12 protein-coding genes are annotated in these 19568 nt (G+C 68.7%); 8 read left to right on the top strand and 4 right to left on the bottom strand.

All coding sequences use genetic code 11. The features are described from left to right. The first annotated feature begins 144 nt into the window (after positions 1-144). Entirely contained in the window at positions 145-4803 is a 4659-nt protein-coding gene (locus tag NE358_RS12920; protein ID WP_289939119.1) for an ExeM/NucH family extracellular endonuclease, read from the top strand. Between the two features lie 50 nt (positions 4804-4853). On the opposite strand, the gene NE358_RS12915 is transcribed toward NE358_RS12920, so the two are convergent. Further along, positions 4854-5867: a LacI family DNA-binding transcriptional regulator gene (locus NE358_RS12915; RefSeq protein WP_103206414.1), complete on the bottom strand. Its 1014-nt coding sequence runs from the start codon at positions 5865-5867 to the stop codon at positions 4854-4856. Positions 5868-6105: 238 nt separating this feature from the next. Between NE358_RS12915 and NE358_RS12910 the strand changes: the two genes are divergently transcribed. The 3 genes from NE358_RS12910 to NE358_RS12900 all read left to right on the top strand — a co-directional run bounded on the left by NE358_RS12910 (position 6106) and on the right by NE358_RS12900 (position 9890). Further along, positions 6106-7434 carry an ABC transporter substrate-binding protein gene (locus tag NE358_RS12910; RefSeq protein WP_103205983.1) on the top strand — a complete coding sequence of 443 codons (1329 nt, stop codon included), beginning with the start codon at positions 6106-6108 and terminating at the stop codon, positions 7432-7434. Between the two features lie 129 nt (positions 7435-7563). Beyond that, a complete protein-coding gene (locus NE358_RS12905; RefSeq protein ID WP_289939111.1) occupies positions 7564-8916 on the top strand; it encodes a carbohydrate ABC transporter permease in 1353 nt (450 codons plus the stop codon). Next, positions 8913-9890 carry a carbohydrate ABC transporter permease gene (locus NE358_RS12900; RefSeq protein ID WP_103205984.1) on the top strand — a complete coding sequence of 326 codons (978 nt, stop codon included), beginning with the start codon at positions 8913-8915 and terminating at the stop codon, positions 9888-9890. The genes NE358_RS12905 and NE358_RS12900 overlap by 4 nt, the downstream gene beginning before the upstream one ends. 644 nt (positions 9891-10534) lie before the next feature. On the opposite strand, the gene NE358_RS12895 is transcribed toward NE358_RS12900, so the two are convergent. Beyond that, the gene (locus NE358_RS12895) at positions 10535-11206 is read right to left on the bottom strand and encodes a DUF305 domain-containing protein (protein WP_116239212.1); all 672 of its coding nucleotides are present in this window, start codon (positions 11204-11206) and stop codon (positions 10535-10537) included. Continuing rightward, positions 11206-11913 (bottom strand): DUF3105 domain-containing protein, encoded by a 708-nt coding sequence (locus NE358_RS12890; protein WP_103205986.1) that lies wholly within the window; start codon positions 11911-11913, stop codon positions 11206-11208. The genes NE358_RS12895 and NE358_RS12890 overlap by 1 nt, the downstream gene beginning before the upstream one ends. Before the next feature lie 231 nt (positions 11914-12144). Between NE358_RS12890 and NE358_RS12885 the strand changes: the two genes are divergently transcribed. The 3 genes from NE358_RS12885 (at position 12145) to NE358_RS12875 (ending at position 16260) form a co-directional block, all read left to right on the top strand. After that, the gene (locus NE358_RS12885; RefSeq protein ID WP_174799649.1) at positions 12145-13482 is read left to right on the top strand and encodes a multidrug effflux MFS transporter; all 1338 of its coding nucleotides are present in this window, start codon (positions 12145-12147) and stop codon (positions 13480-13482) included. Between the two features lie 110 nt (positions 13483-13592). Next, the gene (locus NE358_RS12880) at positions 13593-14291 is read left to right on the top strand and encodes a phosphatase PAP2 family protein (RefSeq protein ID WP_289939103.1); all 699 of its coding nucleotides are present in this window, start codon (positions 13593-13595) and stop codon (positions 14289-14291) included. 10 nt (positions 14292-14301) lie between these two features. Beyond that, a complete protein-coding gene (locus NE358_RS12875; RefSeq protein ID WP_289939101.1) occupies positions 14302-16260 on the top strand; it encodes a helicase HerA-like domain-containing protein in 1959 nt (652 codons plus the stop codon). Positions 16261-16330: 70 nt separating this feature from the next. Here NE358_RS12875 and NE358_RS12870 read toward each other — a convergent pair whose 3' ends face one another. After that, positions 16331-17812 carry an MFS transporter gene (locus tag NE358_RS12870; RefSeq protein WP_103205989.1) on the bottom strand — a complete coding sequence of 494 codons (1482 nt, stop codon included), beginning with the start codon at positions 17810-17812 and terminating at the stop codon, positions 16331-16333. A gap of 131 nt (positions 17813-17943) precedes the next feature. On the opposite strand from NE358_RS12870, the gene NE358_RS12865 reads away from it, so the two are divergent. Further along, positions 17944-19557 carry an SDR family oxidoreductase gene (locus NE358_RS12865; RefSeq protein ID WP_116239364.1) on the top strand — a complete coding sequence of 538 codons (1614 nt, stop codon included), beginning with the start codon at positions 17944-17946 and terminating at the stop codon, positions 19555-19557. The last annotated feature ends 11 nt before the right edge of the window (positions 19558-19568 follow it).

The following is a 19568-nucleotide window of genomic DNA, read 5'->3' as shown; positions in this document are numbered from 1 at the left end:
TTCACCAGATCGAAATAAAGAAGCCTGGGAAAAGGGTATGTGGATCGTTTACGGTCGTTGAGAACCCCCCGTCGATCCCCCCACCTCCGACGTCGCCTTGTGCACGCCGGTACTTGGAGACCCATGCCCTCCGATGCTTCGCGCGTGTCCGCGCGCCGTTTCACCGCCGCACTGAGCGCCGCCCTCGGCGTCGCCCTGCTCGGTTCCGCTATCGTCCCGCTGCCGGCGTCGGCTGCCGTGGGCTCCAAGGTGGTGATCAACGAGGCCTACCTGAAGGGCGGAAGCGACAACGCGATCTTCAACAAGAAGTTCGTCGAGCTGTACAACGCCGGCGATACCGCCCAGGACCTCAGCGGATGGTCGCTGCAGTATCGCGCCGCGACGAACGTCGCCAAGGGTAACGTGCAGAAGCTGACCGGCTCGATCGCCGCGGGCGGCTACTACCTCATCGCCCTCCCCGGCAACGGCAACCCGCCGGCCGGTGCGGACCTGCCCGCCGCCGACCTGACGAGCACCACCATCACACCCTCGGGGACCAACGGCCAGCTCATTCTCGCCAACGTCGGCGAGGCGGTCGCACCGGCAGCCGGCAACGTCACCGATGCCCGCGTGGTCGACTTCCTCGGCTACGGCTCCGCGGTCAGCTTCGAGACGAAGGCCGCCACGGTCACCGAAGGCAACACCACGCCCAACGCTCTCGTCCGCACCGATTTCGTCGACACCAACGACAACTCCGCGGACTTCACCAACACCACGACCGTGACGCCGCAGGGCTCGGGTAGTGCCACGCCGAACCCCGACCCGTCGGGATCGGCCTCGCCCTCGCCCTCGCCCTCCACCTCGCCGACGCAGGCGCCCCCGGTCACGCCGGGAACGGTCATCCCGATCAGCGAGATCCAGGGCACGGGTGCCACCACACCCCTGGCCGATCAGACCGTCACCACGCGCGGCATCGTGACCGCCGCGTATCCGACCGGCGGCTACAACGGCTTCTTCATCCAGACCCCCGGCACCGGTGGCGAGATCGATCCCCAGACGCATCTGGCATCCGACGCCGTGTTCGTGTACGGCTCGGCCGCGACGGCGAAGGTGGCCGTCGGCCAGCACGTCGAGGTGACCGGTACGGCCAAAGAGTTCTCGGGCCAGACGCAGATCACCGCCGAGGCCTCCGGGGTGAGCGTGCTCACCGAGCAGGCGGCCGCCGTGCAGCCCGCGAAGATCGCCTGGCCGAAGACCGACGAAGAGCGCGAGCGCTTCGAGGGCATGCTCCTCGCGCCGCAGGGTGACTTCACGGTCACGAACTCGTACTCGACCAACCAGTACGCCGAGGTGGGCCTCGCCGCGGGCACCACGCCGCTGCGCACCCCCACCGACGTGGCCGTTCCCGACAGCCCCGAGTACGTCGCGGCGGTCGCCGACAACAACGCCCGAGCCGTGGTGCTCGACGACGGCGCGTCGATCAACTTCCTGAGCGACGCCAACAAGGGCATCCCCCTGCCGTACGTGTCGCTCACCAACCCGGTGCGCGTCGGCGCCCCGGTGACGTTCACGAAGCCGGTGGTCCTCGATTACCGCAACAACGCCTGGAAGTTCCAGCCGACGCAGCAGCTGACGGTCGACAACGCCAAGGACGTGCAGCCCGCGACCTTCGCGAACACCCGCACGAAGGCGCCTGCGCCGGTCGGCGGTGATCTGAAGATCTCGAGCTTCAACGTCCTCAACTACTTCACCACGACCGCCGAGAGCGTCGGATGCACCTCGGTGTACCGGGACCGCGAGGGCAACCCGATCACCGCGGACACGTGCCCCGCGCCCGGTCCCCGTGGCGCCGCGAACGACGCCAACCTCAAGCGGCAGCAGGACAAGATCGTCGCCGCGATCAACGGCCTCGGCGCCGACGTCGTCTCGCTCGAAGAGATCGAGAACTCCGCGAAGTTCGGCAAGAACCGCGACGCGGCGCTGTCGACCCTCGTCGGCGCCCTCAACACGGCGCTCGGTTCGCAGCAGTGGGCGTTCGTGCCCTCGCCCGCGGCCCTGCCCGCGACGGAGGACGTCATCCGCACGGCCTTCATCTACAAGAAGGCCGTCGCCGCTCCCGTGGGCGACAGCGTGATCCTCGACGACGCCGCATTCCGCAACGCACGCCAGCCGCTCGCGCAGGCGTTCGCCCCGGTCGCGTTCCCGGATGCCAAGATCCTGGCGATCGTGAACCACTTCAAGTCGAAGGGCGACAGCAACCCCAAGGCCACGGGTGACAACGCCAACGGCATCCAGGGCGCGTTCAACGGCGATCGGGTGCGTCAGGCGGAGGCCCTCGGGAACTTCGCGAAGACGCGCTCGGCCGCCGTCGGCACCGATGACGTGTTCCTTCTCGGAGACTTCAACTCCTACTCGCAGGAGGACCCGATCCAGAAGCTGCGGGACTTCGGTTTCGAGCCGCTGGAGGCCGGCACGGGCAAGTACTCGTACTCGTTCAGCGGCCAGTCGGGTTCGCTCGACCACGTCCTCGCGTCGCCCTCGGCGCGTGAGCTGGTCACCGGCGCCGACATCTGGAACATCAACGCCGTCGAGGCGCTCGCCCTGGAGTACAGCCGCTTCAACTACAACGCGGTGAACTTCTACGACACGACGCCGTACCGCTCCAGCGACCACGATCCGGTCATCGTCGGCCTCGATCTGTCGCCGACCACCCAGGTGAACCTGATCGGCATCAACGACTTCCACGGTCGCATCGACGCCAACACGGTGCGATTCGCCGGAACCGTCGAGCAGGTGCGCGCGCAGTACGGAGAGAAGAACTCCCTCTTCATCTCCAACGGTGACAACATCGGCGCCTCGGTGTTCGCCTCGTCGTACTTCGGCGACAAGCCGACCATCGACGTGCTGAACGCGCTCGACCTGAAGGCCTCGGCCGCGGGGAACCACGAGTTCGACAAGGGTGCAGACGACCTCACGGGGCGCGTCGACACGCTCGCCGACTTCCCCTACCTGGCCGCGAACGTCTTCAAGGACGGCAAGCCGCTCCTGCAGGAGTACGCGATCTTCGAGGTCGACGGCGTGCGCGTCGGCGTCATCGGAGCCATCACGGAGTCGACCCCGACGTTGGTCACACCCAGCGGCATCCAGGGGATCGAGTTCCGGGATCCGGTCGCCGAGGTCAACCGTGTGGTCGCCCAGATCGACGACCAGGTCGACGTGATCGTGGCCCAGTACCACGAGGGCTCCGGTACCGGTCAGGCCACGACGACGCTCGAGCAGGCCCTCGCCGCGGGTGGACCGTTCGCCGAGATCGTGAACCAGACCTCACCCGAGGTGGATGCCATCTTCACCGGTCACACGCACCAGCTCTACGCGTGGAACGCGCCGATCCCGGGCCGCGAGGGCACCCGCCCGATCGTCCAGACCGGCAGCTACGGCGAGAACATCGGTCAGATCGTGCTGAATGTCGACGCCGACGGTGACGTCGTGAGCTCCTCCGCGCGTAACGTCGCTCGACTCGGGGGCAAGGACGCGGCCGTCAACGCGGCGCTGGACGCGGAGCTCATCCGGACTTACCCGCGCGTGGCCGAGGTCGACGCGATCGTGAAGGCAGCCCGTGCCGAGGCGGATGTGGTGGGGCAGAAGGAAGTGGGTTCGGTGAGCGCGGACATCACGACGGCCTTCAGCGGCGGCTCGTACGTCGACGGCGTCTACACCGGTGGTGCGCGGGGCGACCGCACCAAGCAGTCCGCCCTGGGCGGGCTGGTCGCGGATGCTCTGCTCGACTCCCTCGACGACGCCGACCGTGGCGGTGCGGAGGTCGCATTCGTCAACCCGGGCGGCCTGCGCGACGAGCTGCTCTACGGCTCGGACGGCGTGATCACCCTGGCCGAGGCCAATGCCGTCCTGCCGTTCCTGAACAACCTGTGGACCACGACGCTCACGGGTGATCAGATCCGACAGGTGCTCGAGCAGCAGTGGGGCGACTTCTCGAAGCGCACCGACGATGCCAACCTCGCGCTCGGCGTGTCGGAGAACCTCCGGTTCACGTACGACGCGTCGCTTCCGGCCGGTCAGCGCGTCACGGGCGTCTGGATCGACGGTCAGGCCGTCGACCCGGCGAAGGGGTACCGCGTGGGCTCGTTCAACTTCCTGCTCGGCGGCGGTGACAGCTTCTCGGTCTTCGCGCGAGGCACGGACACCCGTGACTCCGGGCTGATCGACCGCGACGCGTGGATCCGGTACCTCACCGACAACCCCGGTCTGACGCCGGACTTCACCGCCCGCGGGGTGCAGGTCTCGGGCTCCACGACGGCCGCCCCGGGTGCCGACCTCACGGTGACGGTGTCGAACCTGAATCTCACGTCGCTGGGTGCGCCGGAGAACACGACCCTCGACGCCTCTTTCGGGGCCGAGGCCGCTGCGACCCGCCTCGCCCTGTTCGCCGCTCCCACGGCGCGGATCGCGGCTCTCGCCGCCCCGGCGGCGACGAGCGTCCCCGTCGTGAACGGGTCCGCGACCGTCACCCTGGGCGTGCCCGCGGACGCGGTCGGAACACTGCAGTTGCGTCTGGTGGCGCAGCCCAGCGGAACCGACGTGATCGTCCCCGTGCGGGTCGCGGCGCCCGGTGACGGTGTCGGCACCCCCGGCGACGGAGCGGGCCAGGGCCAGGGCCAGGGCGGTTCGGGTCAGGGTTCCGGCTCGGGTGCTCTGCCCACCACCGGCTCCGACACGGCGTGGATGGGTGCGGGCGTGCTCGCCGCCCTCGCGCTGCTGGGCCTGGGACTCGTGGCCCGTCGGCGCGCGACGCGCCAGGCCGACTGATCGGGGACGGGAAGGGTCCCGGATGCCACGGCATCCGGGACCCTTCCCGTCTATGCGGAGCGCGGGGGAGCGGTCGAGGCGCGCACGACGAGCCGCGTGTCCGCTTCGGTGCGCCACGCGGGGTGATCGCCCGTTCCCTCGATCATCGAGAGCAGCATGCGCGTCGCCTCGACTCCCTGTGCCTGCGGGAACTGCTCGATCGTGGTGAGCGAGAACATCTCGGCGTAGTCGTGCCCGTCGATCCCGACGACGCTGAGCTCGGTGGGGACCGAGATGCCCATGCGGCGCGCGGCGATGATGACGCCGATCGCGACCTCGTCGCAGGCAGCGACCACTCCCGTAGGACGCGATGCCGCGTCGGCCAGGAACGATGCCGCAGCCGCATATGCGTCGGTGATTGTGAGTGTCGAGGGGACGCTGCGGATCCGCACGGCCAGGCCGTGGTCGTTCATCGCGTTGCGGTACCCGATGGAGCGTTCGTCGACGTCTTTCGCCGGCGCATCGCTGCGCGGGGTGCTGCCGACGAAGGCGATGTCGGTGTGACCGAGCGCGATGAGGTGCTGCGTGATGATGCGCGTGATGGCGATGTTGTCGAGGCCGAGGGTGGGCACCCCGCTCAAGGCGTTGCCGATGCTCACCACGGGCTTGCCGATGTTCGCCAAGCGTTCCAGGTCGGCGTCGTCGGGTTCGAGGGCGACGGCGATGATGCCGTCGAAGCGTTTGCGGGCGAGGTAGGTCGAGTACAGGCTTTCGCGGTCGTTCGAGCCGGGCTCCGCGACGTACAGCGTGACGTCGTAGCCGAGCGGGATCAGGGTGCGTTCCACGCCCTCGACGATCGAGCCGAAGTACCAGCGGTTCACTTTCGGAACGATCAGGGCGATCGTGCGCGTCCGCCCCGTCGCGAGGCTCACCGCGCTCGTCGAGGGCACATAACCGAGGGATGCCGCGGCGTCGGCGACGCGCTGGCGCGTGCCGTCGGAGACGTAGCCGCCGCCCGTGAGGGCGCGGCTCGCCGTCGACTTCGACACGCCGGCCAGGCGTGCCACATCGGCGATTCCGCTCATGCCGTGATCTTCCTCGTGAGGGGTCGACATCCGTGTCGACCTCGAAAACAGTATCCGAGAATTCGCGAAAGTGGAACCGGTCCCGGCCCGATCTGCTGGCCGTTTTCCGCGTCTTTCCGCTAGTTATCCGTTCGTGACCTGAGGTCGGTTGCAACTCTTGTGGATTGCCTCTACGGTTGCCTGGAATCGGTTCCCGACGGGATCCGGTGCACCAAGACACTCAAAGAGGAGAGACCACATGGGTATGTCACAGCGGTACCGTCTGCTGGCGCCCGTCGGGCTGTTGGCGATCGGTGCGATCGCTCTCGCGGGCTGCGCGGAAGGCGACAGCGGCGGCACGAGCGGTTCCGGAGGCGAGACGACGGTCCGCATCTCCGGCGGCATCACCGGTAGCGAGGCCGATCTGCTGAACCAGTCGTTCGACCAGTTCACCAAGGACACCGGTATCAAGGTCGTCTACACCGGCGACAAGAGCTTCGAGGGCAACATCGTCACCAAGGTGACCGGTGGCGATGCCCCCGACATCGCGATCGTTCCCCAGCCGGGTCTGCTCAAGACTCTCATCGGCACGGGAGATGTGAAGAAGGCGTCCGACACCGTGTCGTCGAACGTCGACCAGTACTGGGGCGAGGACTGGAAGTCCTACGGCAGTGAGGACGGCACGTTCTACGCCGCCCCCATGCTCGCGAACCTCAAGGGCTATGTCTGGTACTCGCCCGCGAAGTTCAAGGAGTGGGGCGTCGAGATCCCCAAGACGCTCGACGAGCTCATGACCCTCACCGCGACGATCCAGCAGAAGACGGGCGCGGCGCCCTGGTGCGCCGGTTTCGCTTCGGGTGACGCGTCGGGCTGGCCCGGAACCGACTGGATCGAAGACATGGTGCTGCGTCAGTCCGGCGCCGACGTCTACGACAAGTGGGTCGCCAACGAGGTCAAGTTCACCGACGCGCCGATCAAGGAGGCCTTCGAGGCCACCGGCAAGATCCTGCTGAACCCCTCGTACGTCAACGCCGGCTTCGGCGACGTCAAGAGCATCAACTCGGTCGCCTTCGCCGACGTGGCCGCCAAGGTCGCCGACGGCAGCTGCCCGATGACGCACCAGGCCTCGTTCCTGTCGTCGAACTTCCTCACGGTCAAGAACGCCGCGGGACAGACGCCGACCGTCGCTCCCGACGGCGACGTCTACGCGTTCCTGCTCCCGGGCGTGACCGAGGGCAAGCTCGCGGTCGAGGGCGGTGGCGAGTTCGTCACGACCTTCTCCGACGACGCGAACGTCCAGAAGGTCGCCGAGTTCATGTCGACGCCCGACTTCGCCAACGCCCGCGTCAAGCTCGGCGGCGTGATCTCGGCCAACAAGGGTGCCGACCCGTCGCTCGCCTCGAGCGAGTTCCTCCAGGAGGCCATGAAGGTCGTCCAGGATCCGAACACCACGCTGCGTTTCGACGCCTCGGACCTCATGCCGGCCACCGTCGGCTCGGGTTCGTTCTGGAAGGGCATGGTCAGCTGGATCGACGGTACGCCGACCGACCAGGTGCTGAGCGACATCCAGACCGGCTATAACAACTAATCAGCCGCCGCACCACCGATGGGCCGCCCGCCACGCGGGCGGCCCATCCGGGTCCATACTTCTATTCCGCCCGCACGCACCACACGGGCACTCAACGATGAGCACGAAGGCGTGTTCGGGAGGGACGTCATGACCGATATCAAGAACGCGGAGAAGGCGCCGACGGCGTCACCTCCGCCGGGCGGACGAGCCGAGCGTCGTACGCGCGGCTCCGGCGCACGCAATCGCACCACGCTGCTCGTGGTGCTCGTAGGGCTCATCCTGGTGGTGGCGCTCTTCCTCTTCATGGTCACGCGGGCTCCCGCCGAGACCAAGCCGACCACCCTGGGCTTCAGCCTCAACAGCTTCTTCATCTGGCTCGGCGGGCTCAGCCCCCTCGTCCAGATCCCCCTCGTCATCGTCGCCTTCGGCGCGGTCGTCGGTCTTCTGCTGCTTCTCATCGAATACGCGCCGCGCTCCGGCAAGGGATACTTCTGGCTGCGGCTCATCGCCTGCTTCGGTATTCCGGTGCTGGCGTTCATGCTTCTGCGCCCGTACCAGAACGCCGTCGTCTACGTGATCGGCATCGCGATCCTGCTCGGTGCGATCCTCTTCTACGCCGACTACCGCTCGCGCCAGGGTGCGGGGTACCTCTTCCAGCTGATCCTGTTCGCGGCCCCCGCGTCGATCCTGCTGCTGATCGGTCTGGTCTACCCGGCCATCACCACCTTCTTCCAGTCGTTCTTCGACAAGACCGGTGACAACTTCGTCGGTCTCGAGAACTACATCTGGACCTTCACGAACCCCGAGGGTTTCTGGTCGGTCATCAACACGCTCATCTGGGTGCTCCTGGCCCCGACCATCGCCACGGCGATCGGTCTGGCCTACGCGGTCTTCATCGACCGCGCGGCGGGGGAGAAGTACCTCAAGGTGCTCATCTTCGCGCCGTTCGCGATCTCGTTCGTCGGCGCCGGCATCATCTGGAAGTTCGTCTACGACTTCCGTCAGGGCGACCAGATCGGCGTGCTGAACGCGATCGTCACGGCGTTCGGCGGGCAGCCGGTCTCGTGGCTCGCGGCGTCGCCGCTGATCAACACGCTGTTGCTCGTCGTCGTCTTCATCTGGAGTCAGACGGGACTGGCGATGGTCATCCTCTCGGCCGCCATCAAGGCCGTGCCGCCGGAGCAGAACGAAGCGGCCGAACTCGACGGCGCCAGCGCCTGGGAGCGCTTCGTCAACGTCACCGTTCCCGGCATCCGTTCTTCGCTCATCGTGGTCCTCACGACGATCGCGATCGGTGCGCTGAAGATCTACGACATCGTCGCCGTCATGACCGGTGGGCGAAACGACTCGACCGTGCTCGCCTTCGAGATGGTCAACCAGCAGCAGCGCTTCCAGAGCTACGGGCACTCCGCGGCGCTGGCCGTGGTGCTGTTCATCTTCGTGCTGCCGCTGATCATCTTCAACGTGCGCCAGATCCGGAAGCAGAGGGAAGTGCGATGACCACCTCGACCGTGGTGATCGAACCCACCACAGACACCCGCTCCGCCCGCCAGGTCGCGCGCGACACGCGTAAGCACGAGGCGATGGCGCGCAAGCGCCTCACCTCGAAGGGCGCGACGATCGCGGCCATCGTGATCGCCTTCTTCTGGACGATCCCGACGTTCGGTCTCTTCGTCACCTCGTTCCGACCGGGTTCCGACACCCAGTCGTCGGGGTGGTGGACGGTGTTCACCGACCCGTCGTTCACGCTGGAGAACTACCGTCTCGCGCTGACCTCCGGCGGGACCGCACTGACCCTGGCGCAGTCGTTCCTGAACTCGCTCGCGATCACCATCCCGGTCGTGCTGTTCGCGCTCGCTGTGGCTTCGCTCATCGCGTACGCGTTCGCGTGGATCGACTTCAAGGGACGCAACTTCTTCTTCATCTTCATCTTCGCGTTGCAGATCGTGCCGCTGCAGATGGCCCTCGTGCCCCTGCTGAGCCTGTTCTCGCGCGGACTGACCATCAACGACGTCACGATCTTCCCGGGATTCGACCTGCGCGGTGTGGAGCACAGCTTCGCGACCGTCTGGATCGCGCACGTGATCTTCGCGATGCCGCTGGCGGTCTTCCTGCTGCACAACTTCATCGCCGAGATCCCCGCTGAGGTCATCGAGGCGGCGCGCGTGGACGGTGCCGGACACGGGCAGATCTTCTTCCGCTTGATCCTGCCGCTCGCCGCTCCCGCTCTGGCCTCGTTCGCGGTGCTCGAGTTCATCTGGGTGTGGAACGACCTGCTCGTGGCGACGATCTTCGCGCCATCGTCCTCGTTGCCTCTGACGCAATCGCTGAACTCGCTGTCGGGCACCTGGGGCGACCAGTGGTTCCTGCAGTCCGCGGGAACGTTCATCTCGATCCTGGTTCCGCTCATCGTGTTCTTCCTGCTGCAGCGCTTCTTCGTGCGCGGTCTGCTGGCTGGAGCGACGAAGGGCTGAGCCCGTCTCGACCGAAGGGGCGCGGCATCCGGAAGGGTGTCGCGCCCCTTCGCCGTTCCCGGCTCACCCGCCGACCCCCACGCATAAACGCGATTTGCACGTGAAAACGCGAGGAGCGCGCGTTTATGGGTGTGGATCGCGTTTATGCGTGAGGGGGCGGGAGCCCTGCCCTGCGGTGAGCGGGAGCGCGTGCCGCACAGTGGGCGGGAGCGCGTGCCGCACAGTGGGCGGGAGCGCGTGCCGCGCGGTGAGCGGGAGTGGATGCCGCGCGACGAGCGAGAGCACATGCCCTGCGGTGAGCGGGAGCGCGTGCCGCACAGTGGGCGGGAGCGCGTGCCGTGCAGTGGGCGGGATCGCGTGCCGTGCAGTGCGGGATCGCGTGCCGCGCGGTGAGCGGGAGCGGATGCCGCGTGACGAGCGGGAGCGCATGCCGTGCCGCGGGCGGGCGTTGGCGAGGGGCCGCGGACGGTCCGGCGCGCGGCCGCGGAGCGGGAACGGCGACCGAGAAGGCGCATGAACGCAATCCCCACGCATAAACGCGATCCGCACGTGAAAACGCGAGGAGCGCGCGTTTACGGGTGCGGATCGCGTTTATGCGTGAGGGGGGCGGGAGCGGATGCCGCGACGCGGACCGAACGCGGGCGTCAGGCGCTGCAGGACAGGCGCGACTGGATGTCGCGCATCGCGTCGAGCTCGGCGGACTGGCCGGTCACGATCGCGCCGGCGACCTCTTTCACGCGTGCGTCAGAGCCGAGTTCGATAACGGCTTGGGCCATGGGGATCGCACCCTCGTGGTGACGGATCATCAGCCGGAGGAACACGCAGTCCGCGGGCTGCCCCTGGGCACTGCGCAGTTCGTCGAGCTGGGCGTCGGTGGCCATGCCCATCTCGGTGAGCAGCTGCTCCTGCGTGAGCGCCGCGGTATCGCCATGGCTGTGCTCGCCCGACTTCTCCATCCACGTCATGAGCGGCTGGCTCGAGGACTGGGGGAGGCCCCACTGCACGAGCCACCCGTACATCTCGCCGCGCTGGCCCGACTGGGCGGTGGCGATGTCGTACGAGAGGGTGCGGAGCTCGTCGTCGTCGGTCTTTCGGTAGATCTCCATCGCCATGAGCACCGCCTGCGTGTGGTGCACCTGCATGTCGCGGGCGAAGCCGGCCTCCGCCGAGTTCTCGCCGGGGTGCGCGGGTGCCGCCGTCGCGCCGAACGCGGTGAAGCGCCCGACCGCGAACGCGACGGCGATCACCGCCACGGCGACGAGAGCGACGACGACCCAGCGGACCGCGGGACGCGCGACCGGGGCGTCCTCGCTCATCAGGCCTTGCCCGGACCGTCGATGGCGCCCGAGCACGCGGCGTTGGGCTCGGGGACGTTCTGGCTGCGCCAGAACTCCGTGAAGAACTCCTTGATGCGGGGGTCGGTGGGGTCGTCGACCTTGAGCTGGTGGTTCCACCCGCTGACGGCGACGGGGGTGTCCATGTTCGGGTACGGCGACAGGATCGCGTAGCTCGAGGGCAAGACCGCCTTGAGGGCGTCGACGCCGGCCTCGTCGACGCGAGCGGGGTCGTACGTGACCCAGATGGCACCGTGCTCCATCGAGTGCACGGCGTTCTCGTTCTGCTGGGGCTCGGTGTACACGCCGCAGTTCAACCAGTAGGGGTTGTGCGGGCCGCCGGCGGGCGGGTTCTGCTCATAGGTCACGGCACCCTGCACGTGGTCGGAGCGGTTCTCGAAGGTCTGCACACCGCTGATCTCACGGCCCGTGCTGTTGCCGGCCTGGTAGCTCGTGGGGGGAGCGGGGGCGAAGGCGAAGGATGCCACCACGAGACCGATCACCGCGACCGCGGCCGTGGAACCCACGACCCACCACACGAGCTTGCCGCGCTTGCGCTTCGCGACCTGCTTCTGGTACTCGGCGAGCTTCTCTTGGCGCTTCTGCTCGCGCTGCTGCTTGACGGTGAGGTCGATCTGCGCCTGCTTGGCGGGGTTGCCGCTGGCTCGCTTGTCGGAGGGGGAGGTCATGCGCTGTGTTCTGTCTCTCTTCGCGGCGGGACACATCGGCAGCCGCCGACGCCCCCAGCCTATGCGGGTGAATGGGCCGATGGCCTGGGAGGAAACCGCGAGCCCGGGATGGTGGGGTACGGGTGGCCACGATAGTATGACGATGTCGAATCGATTCGAGGTTCGACGATCCCCCTTATTTCTCAGCCCGATTCCGTCGGGCTGTCCGTGTTGCGAAACGAAACCAGACGCGTGCTCGATACTGCCTCCCACCCCGTCATCCCCTCGTCGTCCCGCCCCGCGCCGACGAACACCGGCGCGATCCGCGCGATCGGCACGAACCCCGCCACGGCGCCGATCGTGCTGCACCCGGGTGATGCCATTCCGGCATCGCGTCGATTCCTGTACATCCTCGTGCTCGGCGCGCTCACGGCTTTGGGTCCGTTCACCATCGACCTGTACCTGCCGGCGTTCCCCGTGCTCGAGGCCGATTTCCAGACGACCGCGGCCGCGATCCAGCTGACCCTCACGGGCACGATGATCGGATTCGCGCTGGGACAGCTCATCGTGGGTCCGCTCAGCGACAAGGTCGGGCGTCGGCTTCCCCTCCTCTCGGTCACGGCTCTGCACGTGGCCGCGAGCATCTTCGCCGCCTCGGCGCCGACGCTCGAGACCCTGTCGATCGCGCGCGTGCTGATGGGCGCGGGTGCCGCCGCCGGCGGCGTCGTGGCCGCCGCCATCATCCGCGACCTGTTCGGCGGTCGCCGGCTCGTCGTGATGCTCTCGCGCATGGCGATGGTGTCGGGCGTCGCGCCCGTGCTCGCGCCCCTCGCGGGCTCCGCCCTTCTGCTGGTGATGAACTGGCGCGGCATCTTCGTCGTCCTCGCCGTGTACGGCGCCGTCATGCTCGTCTCGGCGATCCTGTTCGTGCCCGAGACCCTCCCGCCCGCTCGCCGCGGCGGCCCCGGTGCCACGACCGTCTGGCAGCGCTATGCGAGCGTGTTCCGCGACCGCGTCTTCATCGGCGTGCTCATCATCGGCGCGATGACCTTCAGCGGACTGTTCTCGTACCTCTCGGCATCGTCGTTCCTCTTCCAGGTGACCTATCAGTTCAGCGCGCAGGGCTACGGCGTGCTGTTCGCGGCCAACTCGATCGGTGTCGTCGTCGGTGTGCAGGTGGCGTCGCGCCTCGCCGCCCGGTTCGGTCCGCAGTGGGTGCTGGCTGTATCGACGGCGGTGCTCGTCCTGGCCGGGGGCGCCATCGTGCTGACCGACCAGCTGGGCCTCGGGCTGTGGGGAACCATCGTGCCGCTGTTCTTCTTCATGACCGCGTGCGGCTTCACGTTCCCCTGCGCTCAGGTGCTCGCCCTCGATCGCCACGGAAAGGCTGCGGGAACAGCACAGTCGATCATCGGGGCGGCGAACTTCGGCGTGGCCGGGATCATCTCGCCGCTGGTCGGCCTGCTCGCCACCGGTTCGGGCATCACCGCCACGACCATGGCCTCGGTCATGCTCGGCTGCGCCGTCATCGGTGTGCTGTCGCTGTGGCTGCTCGTGCGCCCGCGCACGGTGGAGCGCCTCGCGCCCTGATCGGACCGCGTCGACCGGTCGGCGGCGCACACAGTAGCAGGTCGGTCCCGGGGGTTCGCTCCCGGGACCGACCCATTCCTCCGTCGCCGACGAGACGGCATCATGAGGCGATGGATGCCTCCGCGATCGACGATGTGCTCGACACGCGCCCTCAGCGCTTCCGTGCCACGGTGGGTGTGGTGCTGATCGCCCTGGCGTGCGGCCTCGGGGCGTGGGTGTTCTTTCGCGGGCCGAGCCCGTTCGCGATCGACGTGTGGTGGAATCAGCTGTTCGCGTCGGCGCCGTCGCAGCCGCTCCTGGTCTTCGCGATCGCGATGGACACGGTCGGGGGGCATCTCACCGCCGTCCTGATCGTGCCGGTTCTGGGTGCCCTGGCGCTCTTCCTCTCTCGTCGGCGATGGTCGGCGCTGTACTTCGTCACCGCCTCGGTGGGCAGCGCCCTTCTCGTGCAGGTCGTCAAGCACACGTTCGGCCGAGCGCGACCGCAGGACATCCTCATCGTGAGCGACTACGGTTCGTTCCCCTCGGGGCATACGGCCAACGCGGCCACCATCGCGGTGGTCGCCGCGGTCCTGTTCCCGCACCTGTGGGTGAGGATCGTCGGGGTGGCCTGGGTGGTCCTCATGGCGTTCAGCCGTACCTACCTGCACGCGCACTGGCTCTCGGACACCGCGGGTGGGGCGCTCATCGGCGCCGGAGCCGCACTGATCCTGGCCGCGGCTTTCTCGCGCCTGCGCGCCCGCGACGAAGACCGACTGGCCATCCGTTCCGCACGCAAGACGGATGCCGCAACGGCGGCCGAGTCGTAGGCTGTCGCGCATGAGCGAGCCCGGCGCCGTGCCCTCCGTTTCGTCCGACGATCCCTCGGCGGCCGACGCCGAGCTCGCGCGTCTTCGTGCCGAAGCCGCGGCGGCCGAGGCCGAACTCCGGCTGGCGCGCGCCCGGGCCGATCTCGCCGCGGCGGAGGCGGCGGCCGCGACCGCACGCGCGCGAGCGGCGGGCCAGGCGTCGTCCGACCCGGCGCCGGCCGCACCGCCGGAGGAGCGGGCTGCGGCGACGCCGCCGTCAGCGGATGCTGCGACGCTGCCGGCCGACGAGAACGACGCAGTGCCCGCGGCGGGCACATCCGCCCCGGCCTCCTCCGCCGTCGCCCCGCTCTCCGCCGCGCAGGTCGACACGATCGCCGCCGGGTACGCCGCCACCGGGCCCGCCCTCGACCTCGGCGTGCTCGTGAACGGCGAGCCGGTGGCATCCGTCCCCGTGCGCATCCCCCTCTCAATGACCAACCGCCACGGTCTGGTGGCCGGCGCGACGGGGACGGGAAAGACGCGCACGCTGCAGCTGCTCGCCGAGCAGTTGTCGGAGAACGGGGTGCCGGTGTTCGCCGCCGACATCAAGGGCGACCTGTCGGGACTGGCCGCCCAGGGCGTCTCGAGCGAGAAACTGCTCGCGCGCACCGCCGCCCTCGGACAGGACTGGTCGGCGCGCTCGTTCCCCACGGAGTTCTTCGCCCTGGGCGATAACGCGGGCTCGGGCATCCCGGTGCGAGCCACGGTCTCGGGTTTCGGCCCGCTGCTGCTCAGTCGCGTGCTCGGACTCAACCCGACGCAGGAGTCGAGCCTCGGTCTCGTGTTCCACTACGCCGACGAGAAGGGGCTGGCACTCGTCGACCTCTCCGACCTGCGCGCGGTGCTGACCTTCCTCACGAGCGCCGAGGGCAAGGCGGAGCTGAAGGGTATCGGTGGGCTGTCCGCGGCGACGGCGGGGGTCATCCTGCGCGAGCTGGTGGCCTTCGCGGCGGTCGGCGCCGACACCTTCTTCGGTGAGCCCGAGCTCGACGTCTCGGTGTTCCTTCGGACGGATGCCACGGGCGCGGGCATCGTGAGCCTGCTGGAGGTGCCCGACGTCGCGGCGCGGCCCCAGCTGTACTCGACGTTCCTCATGTATCTGCTCGCGGAGCTGTATGAGGCGCTGCCCGAGGTGGGCGATCTGGACAAGCCCAAGCTCGTGTTCTTCTTCGACGAGGCGCACCTGCTGTTCCGCGATGCGTCGAAGGCGTTCCTCGAGGCGATCACGCAGACCGTGCGGCTGATCCGCTCGAAGGGCGTCGGGGTCTTCTTCGTCACGCAGACGCCGAAGGACGTTCCCGGCGACGTGCTCGCGCAACTCGGCTCGCGGGTACAGCACGCCCTGCGCGCCTTCACGCCCGACGATGCCGCGGCGCTGCGCGCGTCCGTCCGCACGTACCCGGACTCGGGATACGACCTCGAGCGCGTGCTGCAGGAACTCGGGACGGGCGAGGCGATCATCACGGTGATGAGCGAACGCGGGGCCCCGACGCCCGTCGCGTGGACGCGCATCTTCGCCCCGCGCGCCTCGATGTCGCCCATCCCCGCCGAGGCCCTGGCGGCGGCGGTGTCGGCATCCCCCCTCTTCTCCACCTACGGCACCTCGATCGACCGCGAGTCGGCGCGCGAGATCCTCGGCACCCGCATGCAGGCGGCGGCCGAGGCCGAGGCTGCGGCCGAGCGCGCGAAGAAGGACGCCGCCGACGCCGCCGAGTACGCGAAGCAGAAGGCCGCGATCGACAAGGCGAACGCCGAGGCGCAGAAGAAGGCGCAACGCGAGTACGACCGCATCTTGACGTCGACGGCTGCCCCGCGCAGCCGCACGAGCGCGCCCTCCGCGGGCCTCGACGGTCTGCTCGGGCGTGGGGCGACGAAGAGCATCGTGAACGGCGTCATCCGCGGGCTGTTCGGCAACGGCCGACGCCGCTGAACCCCCGACGACGAAGAACGGGACGGGATGCCGATCACCCGGCATCCCGTCCCGTCGCCGTCGTCGGCGGTTACGGCCGGTTCAGCTCGAGGGGCATGGTGGACGTGTCGATCAGCGGATCGTCGTCCTGTCGGGCGACGAGCGCTTGTGCCTCGGCCGGGGTCTCCACCGTGGGGACGGAACCGAGCAGCGGGCGCTTGGCCGTCTCCGGCATGGCCAGGAGCGCGACCAACCCCATCGCGGCGAAGAACATGATGTAGAACGCCGGCATGAGCGTGTTGCCCGTCCAGTCGATCAGCGCCTGGCTGAACAACGGGGTCGTGCCTCCGAACAACGACACCGATACGTTGTACGCGATCGCCATCGCCCCGAAGCGCGAGGCGGTGGGGAAGAGCGCCGGCAGAGTGGATGCCGCGATGCTCGCGTAGAAGGCCACCGGCACCGCCGCGAGCACCAGGGCGATCATGACCGCCCACAGCTCACCGATCTGCATGATCAGGAAGGCCGGAACCAGCAGGACCAGCGCGGACGCGGCGGCCGCCACGTAGATGGGTTTGCGGCCCACCCGGTCGCTGAGCCTGCCGAAGATCGGCAGCATGGCCGACATCAGCAGAAGAACGGGGATGGTGGCGACGGCCGAGCCCACGTTCGAGATACCGACTTCCTTCTCGAGGTAGACCGGCATGTAGCTGGTGAGGGCGTATCCCGCGGTGTTGGTCGCCGCGACGAGGGCGATCGCGATGAGCAGGGACTTCCAGTGGTGGCGCACGATCCCGGCGAGGCCCTGGCGGGACATCGGGTCGTCCTTGTCGATCTCGGCCTCGGCCTCGGCCGCGTGCGTCTGCTCGAAGGAGGGGGTCTCGGGGATCTTCAGACGGAACCAGATCGCGACGATGCCGAGGGGGATGGCGAGCAGGAACGGGATGCGCCAGCCGTACTCGGTCATCGCGTCGGGGCCCGAGACGTTCGTCACGATGGCCGTGGTGATGGCCACCGCTCCGGCACCGGCGGCGAACCCGACGTAGGAGCCCACGTCGAGCCACGACGACCAGAAGCCGCGCCGCTTGTCGGGGGAGAACTCCGAGACATAGGTGGTCGCTCCGGCGTACTCCCCGCCGGTGGAGAAGCCCTGGATCATCTTCAGCAGGTAGAGCGGGATGATCGCCCAGAGGCCGATCTGCGCCGAGGTGGGAAGGATGCCGATGAGCGCGGTGGCCGAGGCCATCATCGCCATCGTCAGGAAGAGCACCTTCTGTCGGCCGATCCGGTCGCCGAGGGGGCCGAGGACGAAGCCGCCGAAGGGGCGGACGAGGAAGGAGATCGCGAAGCCGAGCAGCGTGACGAGCAGACCCCACGGGTCGGGCAGGTCGGAGGCGAAGACGGCGGTGAGCGTGACGGCGAGGTAGCCGTAGATGCCGAAGTCGAACCACTCCATGAAGTTGCCGACGACGGTGCCGCCGATGGCGGTGCGCACGCGATTCTTGTCGACGACGATGACGTCGTCGACTTCGAGCCGGGGGGCTTCGGATGCCGAGGGGGATTTCTCGTTCATCCTTCTAGCGTTACCCCGATCCGTGTTTCGTTTCCAGTCCGGGGCGTGCGCGGGGCGGTCGTGCTATCGAGGCGTCTCGGACGATCGTCAAGCCCCCGGCGATGTCGGACGTCCGGCGTACCGTGTCGGGCATGACCGAGCTCTCCGCCCCCACCGGCCGCGAACCCGCGCTCGTCGCCCAGCCCCGCTCCGACGGGACGGCACCGAGAGCTCTGGTGCTCGGCGCCACCGGCTATCTGGGCGGCAGGCTCGTTCCCCGCCTGCTGTCGGCGGGGTACCGCGTGCGCGTGCTCGCCCGCGATCCTCGACGGGTCGAGGCCTTCCCCTGGGGCGACGAGATCGAGACCGCCACGGGCGACGCGACCGACGCCGCGGCCGTCCGTGCAGCGGTCGAGGGCGTCGACGTGCTTTATTACCTCATCCATTCGATGGGAAGCGCCCGCGATTTCGAGGCCACCGACCGGGTAGCCGCGCAGACCGTCGCCGACGCGGCGTCCGCCGCATCCGTCTCGCGCATCGTCTACCTCGGCGGCCTGCACCCCGATGACGCCACGCTCTCGGCGCACCTGCGATCGCGCGTCGAAGTGGGACAGATCCTCTTGCACAGCGGTGTGCCGACCCTCGTGCTGCAGGCCGGCGTCGTCATCGGGTCGGGCTCGGCGTCGTTCGAGATGGTGCGCCATCTCACCGACGTATTGCCGTACATGCCCGCGCCCAAATGGGTGCGAAACCACATCCAGCCGATCGCCGTGCGCGACGTGCTGCACTACCTGCTCGGCGCCGCACGCGTGGCCCCCAACGTCAACCGGGCGGTAGACATCGGCGGGCCCGACGTGCTGCGCTACGGCCAGATGATGAACGGCTACGCGATGGAGGCGGGTCTGCCGCAGCGCGCGATCGCGTCTCTGCCCGTCCTGACGCCGCGCCTCGCCTCGCACTGGGTCAACCTCGTGACCCCGATCCCGAAGGCGATCGCCCGGCCGCTCGTGGAGTCGCTGCAGAACGACTGCGTCGTGAAGGATCGCGCGATCGACGACCTCGTGCCGCGCCCCGAGGGTGGACTCATGCCCTACCGGGAGGCCGTCCGCCGCGCGCTCGGGCGCGTGAACGACGACGCGATCGAGACCAGCTGGCAAGACGCCGAGGTGTCGGGTGCCCCGAGCGATCCGCTGCCGAGCGACCCGGAGTGGTCGGGTCGGCTGGTGTACACCGACATCCGCTCGATGACCACGAAGGCGAGCGCCGCCCAGTTGTGGTCGGTGATCGAGGGGATCGGCGGAGAGAACGGCTGGTACTCCTCACCGCTGCTCTGGGCGATCCGCGGCTGGATGGACCGTCTCGTCGGTGGCGTGGGGTTGGCCCGCGGCCGTCGCAGTCGGTCGGTGGTCACCGTCGGCGATGCCCTGGACTTCTGGCGCGTCGAGGCGATCGAGCCCGGTCACCTGCTGCGCCTGCGCGCCGAGATGAAGGTCCCGGGCGGAGCCTGGCTCGAACTGCGCGCGACGCCCGAGGGTGAAGGGGCGCGCTTCGACCAGCGGGCGCTGTTCTTCCCGACGGGACTCGCGGGACGCCTCTACTGGTTGGCCGTGCTGCCCTTCCACGGGCTGATCTTCAGCGGCATGGCCCGGCGCATCACCGCCGCCGCCGAGCACGTGCAACGCGACGACCTCGAGCCGAAGGCGAAGGCCGGACGCATCGCCCCCGAGATCGCCGAGGTCGAGACGACCGCGGCGCCCTCGGCATAGGCCTTTCGCTT

Source organism: Sphingomonas sp. G5, assembly GCF_052660795.1.
This window is presented reverse-complemented; position numbering and strand designations above follow the sequence as displayed.